General features: G+C 63.9%; 11 protein-coding genes. 7 read left to right on the top strand and 4 right to left on the bottom strand.

Annotation, left to right across the window (positions count from 1 at the left end; all coding sequences use genetic code 11):
• The first annotated feature begins 17 nt into the window (after positions 1–17).
• The 7 genes from ABID44_RS11690 (at position 18) to ABID44_RS11660 (ending at position 6344) form a co-directional block, all read left to right on the top strand.
• Positions 18–362: a DUF736 domain-containing protein gene (locus ABID44_RS11690; protein ID WP_354151888.1), complete on the top strand. Its 345-nt coding sequence runs from the start codon at positions 18–20 to the stop codon at positions 360–362.
• Between the two features lie 95 nt (positions 363–457).
• Positions 458–1126, top strand: coding sequence for a lytic transglycosylase domain-containing protein (locus tag ABID44_RS11685; RefSeq protein ID WP_354151887.1), 669 nt, complete (start codon positions 458–460; stop codon positions 1124–1126).
• Positions 1127–1373: 247 nt separating this feature from the next.
• The gene (locus ABID44_RS11680) at positions 1374–3161 is read left to right on the top strand and encodes a relaxase/mobilization nuclease domain-containing protein (RefSeq protein ID WP_354151886.1); all 1788 of its coding nucleotides are present in this window, start codon (positions 1374–1376) and stop codon (positions 3159–3161) included.
• 15 nt (positions 3162–3176) lie between these two features.
• Positions 3177–5180, top strand: coding sequence for a conjugal transfer protein TraG (locus tag ABID44_RS11675; RefSeq protein WP_354151885.1), 2004 nt, complete (start codon positions 3177–3179; stop codon positions 5178–5180).
• A gap of 9 nt (positions 5181–5189) precedes the next feature.
• Positions 5190–5615 carry a ribbon-helix-helix domain-containing protein gene (locus tag ABID44_RS11670; RefSeq protein WP_354151884.1) on the top strand — a complete coding sequence of 142 codons (426 nt, stop codon included), beginning with the start codon at positions 5190–5192 and terminating at the stop codon, positions 5613–5615.
• Positions 5616–5676: 61 nt separating this feature from the next.
• Complete coding sequence (locus ABID44_RS11665; protein ID WP_354151883.1) at positions 5677–5937, top strand: antitoxin; 261 nt, start codon at positions 5677–5679, stop codon at positions 5935–5937.
• Complete coding sequence (locus ABID44_RS11660; RefSeq protein WP_354151882.1) at positions 5934–6344, top strand: type II toxin-antitoxin system VapC family toxin; 411 nt, start codon at positions 5934–5936, stop codon at positions 6342–6344. Before ABID44_RS11665 ends, ABID44_RS11660 begins: the two co-directional genes overlap by 4 nt.
• Positions 6345–6558: 214 nt before the next feature.
• On the opposite strand, the gene ABID44_RS11655 is transcribed toward ABID44_RS11660, so the two are convergent.
• From ABID44_RS11655 to ABID44_RS11640, 4 genes are all read right to left on the bottom strand, one after another.
• Entirely contained in the window at positions 6559–8535 is a 1977-nt protein-coding gene (locus ABID44_RS11655; protein ID WP_354151881.1) for a UvrD-helicase domain-containing protein, read from the bottom strand.
• A gap of 4 nt (positions 8536–8539) precedes the next feature.
• Positions 8540–10498 (bottom strand): ATP-dependent nuclease, encoded by a 1959-nt coding sequence (locus ABID44_RS11650; RefSeq protein ID WP_354151880.1) that lies wholly within the window; start codon positions 10496–10498, stop codon positions 8540–8542.
• Between the two features lie 87 nt (positions 10499–10585).
• Complete coding sequence (locus ABID44_RS11645; RefSeq protein ID WP_354151879.1) at positions 10586–11743, bottom strand: reverse transcriptase family protein; 1158 nt, start codon at positions 11741–11743, stop codon at positions 10586–10588.
• A gap of 191 nt (positions 11744–11934) precedes the next feature.
• Positions 11935–13209: a phosphoribosyltransferase-like protein gene (locus ABID44_RS11640; protein WP_435521459.1), complete on the bottom strand. Its 1275-nt coding sequence runs from the start codon at positions 13207–13209 to the stop codon at positions 11935–11937.
• Positions 13210–13352: the final 143 nt, after the last annotated feature.

The following is a 13352-nucleotide window of genomic DNA, read 5'->3' as shown; positions in this document are numbered from 1 at the left end:
CCACAGGAGACAATAGCATGGCTGACCTCGGCAGTTTCACCCGCACGGAAACCGGCTTCACCGGTCGCTTCGAGACGCTCGGTATCGACGCGCCGCTCACCTTCGTTTCGGCCAAACCCTCGGACGCCGACAATGCACCGGCCTACCGCATCCTGCTCGGCGGCGAAGACGGCCGCGACATCGGCGCGGGCTGGTCGCATGTCGGCGAAAAGGCCGGCGAGTTCGTCTCCATAGAGATCTACAGCCCGCTGTTCGGCTGGCTGCGCGCCAACCTCTTCCGCGACAGCGACGACGACGACACCGCCTGGAGCCTCCACACCAACGACCAGCGGACGAAGCGGGCCGAGGGGGCCGACAAGTGACGGTTCAACGTCCCGCCGGCGTCGGATGGCCTTCCGCCGTCCGACGCGCGGCACTCCTCCTTCTCCTTTCCGGCCTTGCCCTCGGCCTCGCGCCAGTGCCCGCGGTTCTGGCCGAGACCGTGCAGGCCGGACGCCCAGAAACCGGCGGTCCCTATGCAGCCGACATTGCCGACGCCGCGCAACGCTTCGGCATCCCGGTCGCCTGGATCGTCGCCGTTCTCGGCGCGGAGAGCAGCGGCGATCCGGTTGCCGTTTCGCCGGCGGGGGCGATGGGGCTGATGCAGGTCATGCCCGCGACCTGGGAGGAGCAGCGCGCTCTTCACCGGCTCGGCAACGACCCCTTCCAGCCGCGCGACAACATCCTCGCCGGAGCGGCCTACCTGCGGGCCATGTGGGACCGCTACCGCACCGTCACCGACATGCTCGGCGCCTACAATTTCGGTCCCGGCCGGTATGACGAATACCTTGCCGGTGAGCGCGGCCTGCCGCCAGAAACGCGCGATTACGTCGCCGCGCTCTCGCCTGTTCTCGCCGGCGAACCGCTCGCGCCGGGCACGCTCGCCGGTCCGTCGCGCGTCACCGACTGGCGCGAAGCTCCTCTCTTCGTCACGGCACCAGCTGGCTCGGAACATGCACGCGGCCTGCACGGCGAACGCAGCGCCGGCGCACCTTCGGATGCGCCTGCCGCGTCGCCCGATTCGCTCGCGCCGGCCCCGGCCGAGGCTCTGTTCGTCGTGCGATCCGGCTTGGGAGGCGCCCCATGAGCCGGATCGCATGGCTTCGCGCTGTAGCGGAGTGCCGGAAAGGAAAGGAAGGGTCGCGGGCCGGAAGGGGCACGGCGACTGGAATACGGCAAGGTAAAAGCGCCCGCGCAAACCACCGTCAAGCCATTGGAATGGCTTGGTGTTTTGCGCATAAGGCGGTCGGTCGTGCATACGCATGGGCGATTTTGCCAGCAAAATCAAAGGCACTTCGTATGCGCGGCTTCGCCGTGCCTCCTGGGAGGCGCGCATGAGCGGCGACGACAACGAGTTTCGCATCCGCCCCGGCAAGCCGCGCTCGACCCGCGCGCCGCGCACCAAGACCTTCATCAATCAGGTGCTGCGCGCCGCCAAGCAGGCGAGCAATGCGCCCGCCAGCGGATCAGCATCGGGATCGGGGCGCAGGAGCGGCAGCGCCGGCCGCTCGACCTTCGGCCGTGGCCGCAATGTCGTGTCGCGCAGCCGCCTGCTCGGCTCGCGTCGTCGCGTCGTCGCCAAGGCGCGGATCGCCCGGCACAGGGGCCGCGCCTTTCGCTCCGCGCCGATCTCGGCGCACCTCTCCTATCTCAAGCGCGAAGGCGTCAGCCGCGACGGCGAGAAGGGCGTCATGTTCGATGCCGACAACGACCGCGCCGACGATCTCGCCTTCGCCGATCGCTGCCAGGACGACCGGCACCATTTCCGCTTCATCATCTCCCCCGAAGACGCCGGCGACATGGAAGACCTGCGCGCCTTCACGCGGGATCTCGCGAGGCAAATGGAAGCCGATCTCGGCACCCGTCTCGACTGGATCGCCGTCGATCACTGGAATACCGACAACCCCCATGTGCATGTCATCATGCGCGGCGTCGACGAGACCGGCGCCGATCTCGTCATCTCGCGCGACTATATCAGCCATGGCCTGCGCGGACGCGCCGAGGAACTGGTCGATGCCGAACTCGGCCCCAAGCCCGAGCACGAGATCCGTTCCAGTCTCGCGCGAGAGGTCGATGCCGAACGCTGGACGCGGCTCGATCGGGAGATCGCACGCCAGGCCAACGAGCTGGGCTATATCGACCTGCGGCCCGAGGCGAAGGGACCGGACGATCCCGAAATCCGCCGGCTGCTGGTCGCCCGCCTGCGCCATCTCGACAAGATGGGCCTCGCCACCGATGCCGGCGTCAACGAATGGTTCGTCGAGCCGGGCGCGGAGCGGACGCTGCGCGATCTCGGCACGCGCGGCGACATCATCAAGACCATGCACCGCGCCTTCGCGGGGCTGGGCGAGGAACGCGGCATCGCCGACTTCACGATCGACACGGCCAAGGACGGCCCGCCCATCATCGGCCGCCTGGTTGACAAGGGTCTCCATGACGAGCTGACCGGCGAAGCCTATGCCGTGATCGACGGCACCGACGGCCGCGCCCATCACGTCCGCCTGCGCGGCATCGAAGCCTTCGAGCATACGCCACCGATCGGCGGCATCGTCGAGGTCCGCCGCTTCGGCGGTCACGACGATCCACGCCCCACCATCGTCCTCGCCAATCGCTCCGACCTCGATCTCCAGGGCCAGATCACGGCGCCCGGTGCGACCTGGCTAGACCATCGGCTGGTCGAGCGCGACCCCATGCCGCTCGGCATGGGCGGTTTCGGCCGCGAGGTGCACGAGGCGATGGATGCGCGCGCCGAACATCTCGCCGACGAGGGCTTCGCCCGCCGCGAAAGCCAGCGCATCGTCCTGCAACGCAATCTTCTGGCGACGCTGCGCCGGCGCGAACTCGACGCCGTGGGCGAGCAGCTCTCGGCCGAGACCGGGCTGTCGCATGTGAAGGCCCAGGCCGGGGAATATGTCGCCGGCACCTATCGCCGCCAGCTCGCGCTCTCCTCCGGCCGCTTCGCCGTGATCGAGGGCATCGCCCCGGACGGCGGGCGCGGCTTCCAGCTCGTGCCCTGGTCCCGCGAGATCGAACACAAGCTCGGCCAGCACATCTCCGGCGTCGCCCGCAGCGGAGGCGGCATCGACTGGTCGCTCGGCCGCAAGCGCGATCTCGGCCTCTGACGAAAGGAACCTCCCATGTCCGGCACGAAAATCCTCTGGGGCCAGATCAGCATCGTCTTCCTGATCGTCCTCGCCTCCGTCTGGGGCGGCACGCAATGGGTCGCCTTCCGGCTCGGCTTCCAGCCCCAGCTCGGCCCCGCCTGGTTCGAGGTCGCCGGCTGGCCCGTCTATTATCCGCCGGCGCTGTTCTGGTGGTGGTATTTCTACGAAGCCTATGCGCCGCGCATCTTCGCCGAGGGCGGCATCATCGCCGCCTCGGGCGGCTTCCTCTCCATCGCCGTCGCCATCACCATGTCGGTGATGCGCGCCCGCGAGGCGTCCGACATCGACACCTACGGCTCGGCGCGCTGGGCAGAGCGGTCCGAGATCGAAAGCGCCGGTCTTCTCGGCCAGGACGGCGTGATCCTCGGCCGCTACGAGCGCGACTATCTGAGGCATGACGGCGCCGAGCACATCTTATGTTTCGCGCCGACGCGATCGGGCAAGGGCGTCGGGCTCGTGGTCCCGAGCCTGCTGACCTGGCCGGGAAGCTGCATCGTCCATGACATAAAGGGGGAGAACTGGCAGCTCACCGCCGGCTTCCGCGCGAGGCACGGCCGCGTTCTTCTCTTCGATCCGACCAATGTGGCCTCGGCCGCCTACAATCCCTTGCTCGAGGTGCGGCGCGGCGAGTGGGAAGTGCGCGACGTCCAGAATATCTCCGACGTGCTGGTCGATCCCGAGGGCTCGCTGGAGAAACGGTCGCATTGGGAAAAGACCAGCCACTCGCTTCTGGTCGGCGCGATCCTGCATGTGCTGTATGCCGAGAAGGACAAGACGCTCGCCGGGGTGGCCGCGTTCCTCTCCGATCCGCGCCGCACGATCGAAGCCACACTGGATGCGATGATGGCCACGCGCCATCTCGGCGAGGCCGGGCCACACCCCGTCGTGGCGTCGTCGGCCCGCGAGTTGCTCAACAAATCCGACAACGAACGCTCCGGCGTTCTCTCGACCGCCATGAGCTTTCTCGGCCTTTATCGCGATCCGGTGGTCGCGGCCGTGACCTCGCGCTGCGACTGGCGCATCGCCGACCTCATCGCCGATCCGAAACCCTCGACGCTCTACCTCGTGGTGCCGCCCTCGGACATCTCGCGGACGAAGCCTTTGATCCGACTTGTGCTGAACCAGATCGGCCGCAGATTGACGGAAGATCTCCACGCCAAAGACCGCCGGCATCGCGTTCTGCTGCTGCTCGACGAGTTTCCCGCCTTGGGAAGATTGGATTTCTTCGAGTCCTCGCTGGCGTTTCTGGCGGGCTACGGCATCAAGAGCTTCCTCATCGCCCAATCTCTCAATCAAATCGAGAAAGCATACGGCCAGAACAACGCCATCCTCGACAACTGCCACGTCAGGGTCTCGTTTGCGACCAACGACGAGCGCACCGCCAAACGCGTGTCCGATGCCCTCGGCACCGCGACCGAGATGAAGGCGATGCAGAACTATGCCGGCAGCCGTCTTGCTCCGTGGCTCGGACACATCATGGTGTCGCGTTCCGAGACCGCCCGCCAACTCCTCACACCCGGCGAAATCATGCAGCTCCCGCCTGACGACGAGATCGTCATGGTTGCCGGTAGCCCGCCGATCCGGGCGAAGAAGGCGCGCTACTATGTCGACCCGCGCCTGACCGAACGCATCCTTCCGCCGCCCGACCCGGCGACGATCGCCGCTTCGGCGCGCCCCGATGGATGGACGGCACTGAAGCCCCTTGCGCCCGATGCCGCGCTGGTCGCGGTCGCCGAAAAGGCCGCGAGAAAGAAGGAGGAGGACAAGGCCAATTCCGGCCTGCGCCGCGAACCCGACATGCCACAACATGTCGAGATCGTCCACGAGAAGAAGGAGCCCGCTCCCGAAGACGAGTTCCGGCACCTGCTCGGCGACGATCAGGAAGACAGCGCCCGGCAGCGGCAGGTCATGCGCCGCCAGATGCGCGGCGTCGCCCGGCAAGCCGCCATGGACCCGAATGACGGCATCGATATGTGAGGAACCATCATGCGTGAACGCCTTTCCCTGACCCTTCCATCCGACCTGCTCGTCAGGCTCAACGACCTCGCCGACCGACGCAGGCTGTCGCGCTCAGCCGTTGCCGAGGCGGCGATCGCCTCATTCCTGTCGCCCGACGCGCAGGACATGCGCGAAGCCGCCTTCACACGCCGGCTCGATCGCCTGTCGCGCCAGACGGCACGGCTGGAACGCGACATGCGGCTGACCGCCGATACTCTGGCGCTGTTCATCCGGCACTGGCTGACCGTCACGCCGCAGCTCCCGCCCGAGGAGAACGCGGCCGCCCACACCAGGGGTCTCAAGCGGTTCGACGGCTTTGTCCAGACCCTCGGCACGCGGCTCCAGCAGGGCAGCAGCTTCCTGAGCGAGATTCCCGACGACATTCCCGAACACAAGGACGACGCCGATGTGTGATCTTGCTTGCGAAACTCGCGCCTCGCGCGTATATACTCCAACGTATATACAGGAGGCTGCCATGCCCCATATCGCCAAAATCTTCCAGTCCGGCAATTCGCAGGCCGTCCGCTTGCCGAAGGATTTCCGCTTCGATGTCGAGGAGGTCGAAGTCTCGCGCGAGGGCGACGCCGTGATCCTGCGCCCCAGGCCCGATCAGGGCCGGCGCTGGGCCTCGCTGCACGCCGCGGTCGAGCGCGGCTTCAGCGCCGACTTCATGGCCGAAGGACGCGACCAGCCCGAAGAGCAGGATCGGCCGGAACTGGATCAGGCGTTCCAGTGACTCTCCGGCTGCTCGACACCAATGCCGTGATCGCGCTGGTCGCGCGACGCTCTGATGCGCTGCTGCAACGGGTCGAGGCCAGCGAGCCGGGTTCGCTCGCGGTTTCGTCCGTGGTGGCGCACGAACTCTACTTCGGCGCCTATCGCAGCGAGAGGGTCGCCTTCAATCTGGAGACCCTTCGTCTCCTGTTCGCCGATCTCGCCATCCTCGACTTCGACCGGGAGGACGCGCGTGTGGCGGGCGAAATCCGGGCCGAGTTGAAACGGCGCGGAACGCCAATTGGCCCCTACGATACCTTGATCGCCGGACAGGCCATGGCACGCGGCCATACCCTCGTAACCAACAATACCGGTGAGTTTTCACGGATAGCCGGATTGCGGATAGAGGACTGGACAATAGACAGATAACCGCTGGGATAGTCATACAACGGGGTAGTATCGGAATAACGTCAGCTTCCGACCTCATCTCCGTCGTTCCAAGGTCATTGGCGGCTTCCCGAAAGCCGTCGCTCCTGGCGCTCCCAACTGTCGGCGTGGTCGGGGCTGGGAACGGACCTCCCGGATTTAGCGTGAGGGTCGTTCTAAGCGGACGTCACGCAAATAGCTTCTGTCGTCGACTTTCTTAGGACTTCAAGGTCAGATCAATGACAGTCCATCCCTGCGCCTGGGCCGCGGATACGATGGTCGCCGATTGCGACTTACGCAGCGCGAGGCCTAGCAACTCGCGCGGCCTGGTCACGCCCACGAAGACGTTTGTCGCGGCGGTGAGCCCCACCCCTGTATATGGCTGATCAGTAACGCCGAACGCCCGGGGAAGCACCGTGGTCAGGTCGATGCACTGCTCGTCTGCACCACTGCCTTTCCATATCTCGCTCTCGACGACGAGAATTCCGTCTACACTCTTGCCCTTAACCGAGTGGATCGATCCCAGCCGCAATGTGAGATCGTCGAATTGCACCTGTTTCGTGGAGCGGCGCTCGGGATCGGCGAGATCGGCCTTTTGCTCGGCGACGAAGTCGCAAAATCCGGCGATGTCGGCCTCAGCACCCGGAGGATACGGACTGAAGAGAGGCAGCAACTGTTCCATGAACGTCAGCCATGCCGCCTGCTCCCATACCGCATCGCCGGCAAGCACATGGTCCCGCAGCAGTCGACGTACAGCGCACGGCAACGCAAGGTTGCGATGCGACAAAGCCGCCCATACATTGTGCGTCGTAATCAGACGATCATTCGCCGCTTTCCAGCCATGGGCGCGCGCCAGCCCGGAAACTCCGACGGCGAGCATCTCGCCGACCTCTGCAGGAGGTCGCGCCGCGGCGTGGTGTACCGCAGCCATTTGAAGCTGCCGGCAAAGAAGGTTGGCCTTCGATCGAGATCCGCCCTCGCTGCGATATGCGGGATGATAGTCGACAAGGCTCTTCGGCTGCCACGCCCCCTTCTTGCCGGGCCGATTGTGACGTGACGCGACCGCCCAGACGTCCCGCGTGCTGCAATCATCGCCCCACAGCGCGCGCGCTTCTTCGGCGAAGGCTCCGAGAACCCCGCCGATCGTACCCTCGTCGAACAGGAACATCACCCGCGACGCAGGCCGTATGCCCAAGCCCACAATCGTCTGAGCCTGGCGTGCGGTCAGCCGGCTTGCAAAACCGGCGATATCCCCGCCGAACCTGCGGCTCGTATCAAGAGGGATGCAGCCGGGACCCGGCGTCCAATAGGCCGGGGCTGCTCCATCGTCCTCGTAGAGCGTTTGATTGCTGTCCCCGAGGCGTTGGAACGCCGTCCCGTCCTGCTTGAAGACATGCTCCAGCAGCCGGAGCTGTTCGCCATGGGTGTCCTGCGCCTCATCAAGAATCACGAGCGGGAAGCGATCACGAAGCCGTGCGGCCAGAGCCGGGTTTTCATGGAGAGCGCGCCAGGCGAGCGCGGTCATGTCGGCGTAGCGATAGAGTCCACTTTTGACCATCGAGGCCTTGAGCTGAGCCAATGCCTTACCGCAAGGCGTATCGGCGCCGTGCTGCCCCTTACGCCGGCGCACTGCCAATGATGAGGGGGATATCGCGTCGTCAGTGAAGGCAGGATCGAGATCCAGGTGAGCTATCCAATCTTCGAGCCGTCGCTTCAGCTTGAGTTTCGGATTCTTGGCCAGACCGTCGAGTACGCCCCAACTTGGATAACGTCGCAGCGCCTCGGCCGCGAAGGCGTCGTCGTCAATTTGCCGCACGCTCCAACCCAGGCCCCGGAGATAGGGCAAGGCAAGATATTGGTTGATGAAAGCCGTGACCGTGCCGGTGAAATGGGGATAGGACATCAGCCGCGCCGCTGTCGGGTTACGGGCGATCAGGTCTTCGACCTCCGTCCGTGCGGCATTGGTATGCGAGATCACGCAGACGCCCCGCCTACGGGTCAGCCAGTTACGCGAAAGCAGCGCGAGCTTCGCCGCCAGCAGCGTCGTCTTACCATTGCCGGGCGCCGCCTGGACGTCACATGGGGTGGCCTTCGCCAGGAAGTCGGTCTGGCTCGGGTCGGTGAAATCGCAACCGCCTAGCTCGTTGCCAAGTTCGGCAAGCAGTTCGGGCGTGAGCGGCAGGATCTCGAACATGACCTTACCCATCCATCGCCGCCGCGCCTTCCATCCCGGCGGCCCCGATCTCTTCGTCTTCGGCATCCGGCTCAGGAGCAGTCGCCGGCGCGCCGGGGACATAGACACCCGTCACGTAGTCGATCGCGCGCACCAGATAAGGAGGGAGCCAATCGCGCATCTGCTCAGGTGTATCCGTGCGTTTGCGCAGTATGGCAGCGAGTTGCTCGGCGACCTCGGCCTTGGAGGCTTCCTTGTCATGGACGGGCTGGTAGATCTTGACGGCGATCTCGGTCGCAGAGTGTCCAGCCTCTTTCCAGCCAGCGTAGGTTTCACTGGCCTTCTTCGGGATCTTCGCTAGCCACTCGGGCTTGCGACTGCTGGTCTTGGCGAGTTGGACGGCTTGGTGAACGCTCTCGGCAAGCTCGGGCCGGTGCGCGAGATCGAACTCAAGTGTCCAGCTATCGGCGATGAAAGCGTCGACGGGATCTCCAACGTCGCGCCGCAGCGTCTTCATCCGCGCCGCGATCTCGTCCTGGGTCAACTCGTTCTCGGTCTTGCGGTCGCCGACGAGTTCTTTCGCTTCGGGCGGCGGGATGTCCCTGTCGGGGATCAGCGCCACGGGCACCGGGATCGCGTTCCCGGCCTTACGCTGCAGAATCCGACTGTAGCGGAACAGACCACGGTGGCCGACATTGACGATCGACACGCCGTGGCGGCTTAGCGGACGGTCGAGCTTCTCGGCGATTGCCGGCAGCAACAAGTGCTCACCGTCACCCTCGACGACAATCAGCGCGCGGGCGAAGAACAGGTTGGCCTTAGTCGCGTCGAGGAACCGACGAAGGAACTCATAATCGTCCACTTCGAGCCGGGTATGGGCCGCGCCCAGCGGAAAGGCGCGGTGACCGACGATCATCGTCATGGTCTCAAGCTCGGCGCCGGCCGCGAGCTGAGGGCTATGGGTGGTGAGTAGCACCTGGACCTGCTGATGGGTCTCGCCCTTGTCGGGGTCCGGCTGGGCAGCACGGGCCGCGAGCACTTCCATGAAGAGCGTCTGGTGCTGCGGATGCAGATGCGCCTCGGGCTCCTCGATCAGCAAAAATGGCACCTGATCGGGATGGGACTGGAGCAACAACAGCTCGGCCGCCATGAACAGCAGGTTGTTGTAGCCTAGGCCGCGCTGGATGCGCTCGGTGCCCGCCTTGGCATTCAGGTAGAGTTCGAACCGCTCAAGAATCTGATCGAACGAACCGCCAGCGCCGAGGTCCAACGTCGCGACAAGGCGGTCGTCCACGAATGACAGCTTGTCGAGGAAATCCGTGTTGACGCTGCTGGCGACGCCGCCAACCGCGGCGTTGTTTCGGACGGCCACATCAGCCGCCGTGAGCGTGTCATGGAGCGTTGCATCGCCGCCCTGCGCGGCGGGTTTGCTTTGCGGCCCCATTGTGGGCATCGCGCCGAGGATTCGCGACAGGCGCGACCGGCGACCTGCTCGCATCTCGCGTTCGGCGTCTCGCAGAGGCTTGAGATAGGTGGCCTTCAGATACTCGCGCAGTTCCCCGTCGAGCGGCAGGCCTTCGCCTTCGGGGCCGGCCCGGTGCTGGCTGGAGACGATGCTGCCACCGCCAGGAGAAACGCGCCTAGCGCCCCGCATACAGACGTGGAGACGGAGCCTCCCCTTTTCATTGGTGCACCATTCGAGGAACCGAGCCTCTTCATCCGCACTGAGATCGTCAAAAGTGCATCGGACAACGAAGTCGCACCCTCGTGCGCCATCAGCGCCGACGTGGAAGTCGTGTTCGTCTGGGCGGACATAGTCGTCGCCGCGCGTCCAGAGGACGTAGCGAGCAGCATCGATGATCGCGCTCTTTCCGGCGTCGTTCGGCCCCACCAGAATATTGAGCCCCGACGAGAGTTTAAGCTGCAATGGAGCGGTCGGGCCGAAGCACCGGAAGCCGCTCGCGTAGATTTCGGAAACGTACACCGATTGCCCCACGATTCTCTACATGCTGGTCCAAAATAGCATGCTAGTCGTGGAAATACGCTATTTCCTACTTCACTCTGTTCGAATTCACCTATGCCAATCCACCTTGTTGGCTTCCGCGTAGAGTTTTGACGCATAGGCTTCGTCCACCTGATGCGCGAATGCGATCAAACCGAAGATGTGCCGGCGCATGCCAATTATGGAGGCAAAGCCGCGTTTGACGCGGTGACGTTCGGGACCGATGTTTTCGTGACTTAGCGCGTACAGATGGGTTTCGATGTTGTTCCTGAACGCCTTTGTGAGACGAGGACGGCCGGCGTCGACGGTTACCCCGAGCAAGATCTTTCTTCCACCAGGTGGCACGATCGCTGTCTTTTGACGATGCGCGACCAATCCTGACGTCTCTAGCGCCATCTCTACCCGCTTTACCAAGTGCATTGCTTGGGCACGGGTGGAAGCTCCAGCGCGAGAAAACGCGAGATCGTCGGCGTACCGCGTGTAGGTCCAGTTCTCCGAGAAAGCGAGGTGGGCCAGTCGATTGTCAAGAGTTTCGGATGCGAAGTTGGCGAGCATCGGACTGGTCGGCGCGCCTTGCGGCAAGTGTCCCATAGGATGTGTGCGGTACGGTTTGGCTTTTTCGCCGCGCCCCAAGCGATCCCTCGGGTCGCTCCGCGAGTGGGTTGGCAGCCGAGTACAGATGCGGGCCATCTGAAACGAAATCAGCGCGCCGTAGCCGAAACTGCGGAACACCCTGTAGGCAGAGTCCTCGTGGATCGACTCGAAGAAGTGCCGGACGTCCATCTTGACGAGCCACTTCGCGCCCACATGCCGCTCGGCGGCGTCAACTAAGTCGCGGTCCTTGATGAAGGCAAAACTAGCGGGATGTGATGGCATCACCTTCAAAACGTTCTGGGCAATCCACCGCTGGACTCGCATCAAGCGTGGTTCCGGCACGCATATGGTGCGGTATCTACGTGGCGGTGCAGGGACCTTGTTCGGCACACCGCGCTTCTTGACGCGAAATACACGATACGGATCGATCTTGCGGTGTGCGACTTCCTGCAGGAAATCGGAGGATACATCGGACAGATGGGCTAGATGGTTAAGCGTAAGCACCACGGGCAGGTCAGGATGGCGCCGCTTTATCGCTGACGCTGCAGCAATTGATGCCGCCACCGTTTCGGAGGAACGTCCTTTGGCTGTGGCGCCCGAGGCGAATGTCTGAGAATCCCAAGGGTGCTTCATCTACTTTAGATCGGCCCTGGCGGCGTCGCGTCGTCCATCGAAACGAGCCTCCGAGGAGGTTGCCCAAGGGGCAACGATGGATGACGCGACGTGGACCTGCATTCGAGAGCTCTTTCAACGGCGACAGGAAGCCCCGTCCCCCTAGACGGCAGGTTCGTACCCGCAGTCTTGGCCGTCTGACGACGGCATGTCTAGATGAGTTGAGCCTTCGGGATTCTCAGGGCCTCTGGATAATATGGAACCGGCGACGTTGCAATAATCGGAGTCTTCCGCTCACCTGCGCGCCCCGATTCCATAAACTTATATCCCTTGTCAGTTATCCGGCCCGAGCGCGTGATCAACTCGGTCTTTAATGCGCGCAGAAGGATGTCCATGACCGTGGGTACCGGCAATGAAGTCCTCGACGCCAACGCGACTTCCGCTCCCCGATGCCATCTCCCTTTCAGCATGCTCAGGACGAGTATAGTCTGCCGGTCTTCTTCCGTCAGCTCTCGGCCGAACACCACCCCGTTCGATTGTGCGGCGGAGATGATCGCTTGGTCGAGCGACCTGACGCCAAACAACTCGCGCAGTTCGACCGGCGCGGGTCCTACATAGAGTGGTTGCCACCCTTCCTCACCATGATGGATCATTGCAGGGGTGTTGTTGGGAAGGCGGTAGTTGAACGCGATCAGCGCACCCTCGTCCCCGAAGCCATAGCGCCCGGTGCCACGCCCCTCCGCCGGCCCGTTGTTCTCGATCAGCCGCATCCACGAAAGGACAGTCCGAAAGTCAGCGGAGGATTTCACAGTAGGAGCAATCCATTCGGCTTCCACCTGTGGTTTTAGCCGATGACGGCGCACCTTACTGAGCGCGGATAGCGTTGCTGCCGCCGCAACCACCCGGAACCTCACCATGTCGCGTGATTTCCACGAGCGTAAGGTGGGAACAGCCCAGAACTTATCGAGCATGGTGGAGACGCGCGTGCCTGACCCCAGGAAGTCGGTGACGATCACGATCTCGCCTGCCGGAGCGGTCTTCCCCCGTAGTCTGTCAGGACCAGGATGGTTCATGAAGATCTTAGTCCAGCGTTCCGTCGCCTGCGATATGAGATGTGCGACGAAGCCCTCGCTCCCAACGCGAGCATGGCCGCGAACCGGTCTGACTGCGTGTGGCCCGTTGTAACCGACCGCACGTCGACGCAACCGTCCTTTCGCGTCCCGGAGCATCTGGACCTCAAAAATCATCGAGGAGTCGAACTCGCGTTCAGCGTAGAGGGCAACACGCCGCTTGCGGTGACGTTGCCCCTCGGCGATGCGATCCAAGGCTAACCGGATCGACGTGCCGACCTGTTCCTCATTCAGAAGTAGCATTGCGTCCAGCAAGCTAGAGGCGGCTGCGCGGTCGCCGGCGGCAAACTGACCTAGCCAAGCTGCTCCAACCGTCGTCTGGCTTAATGCTCGTGGGCGAGCCAAGAACTGCTCCATATTACAGGTTCACGCGGTGACTACGACCACCCCTTCTCAAGCGGACGGCCAATTCTATCACTCTGTATGAGAAAGCGCATCTCGCCGTCCAAGCAATTCGACCTACAGTCGGGTTTCGAGAAATAGAAACTTGGCGTCAGACA

It is taken from the genome of Aquamicrobium ahrensii (assembly GCF_040545755.1).
In the GTDB taxonomy this organism is placed as follows: Bacteria; Pseudomonadota; Alphaproteobacteria; order Rhizobiales; family Rhizobiaceae; genus Mesorhizobium; species Mesorhizobium ahrensii.
The sequence above is the reverse complement of the archived record's forward strand: the minus strand, read 5'-3'. Positions and strand labels throughout refer to the sequence as shown.

Excerpts from the sequence above, each read along its gene's own strand:
- ABID44_RS11690 (WP_354151888.1), top strand. The coding sequence starts at position 18 with ATGGCTGACCTCGGCAGTTTCACCCGCACGGAAACCGGCTTCACCGGT.
- ABID44_RS11680 (WP_354151886.1), top strand. The coding sequence starts at position 1,374 with ATGAGCGGCGACGACAACGAGTTTCGCATCCGCCCCGGCAAGCCGCGC.
- ABID44_RS11675 (WP_354151885.1), top strand. The coding sequence starts at position 3,177 with ATGTCCGGCACGAAAATCCTCTGGGGCCAGATCAGCATCGTCTTCCTG.
- ABID44_RS11670 (WP_354151884.1), top strand. The coding sequence starts at position 5,190 with ATGCGTGAACGCCTTTCCCTGACCCTTCCATCCGACCTGCTCGTCAGG.
- ABID44_RS11665 (WP_354151883.1), top strand. The coding sequence starts at position 5,677 with ATGCCCCATATCGCCAAAATCTTCCAGTCCGGCAATTCGCAGGCCGTC.
- ABID44_RS11655 (WP_354151881.1), bottom strand. The coding sequence starts at position 8,535 with ATGTTCGAGATCCTGCCGCTCACGCCCGAACTGCTTGCCGAACTTGGC.
- ABID44_RS11645 (WP_354151879.1), bottom strand. The coding sequence starts at position 11,743 with ATGAAGCACCCTTGGGATTCTCAGACATTCGCCTCGGGCGCCACAGCC.
- ABID44_RS11640 (WP_435521459.1), bottom strand. The coding sequence starts at position 13,209 with ATGGAGCAGTTCTTGGCTCGCCCACGAGCATTAAGCCAGACGACGGTT.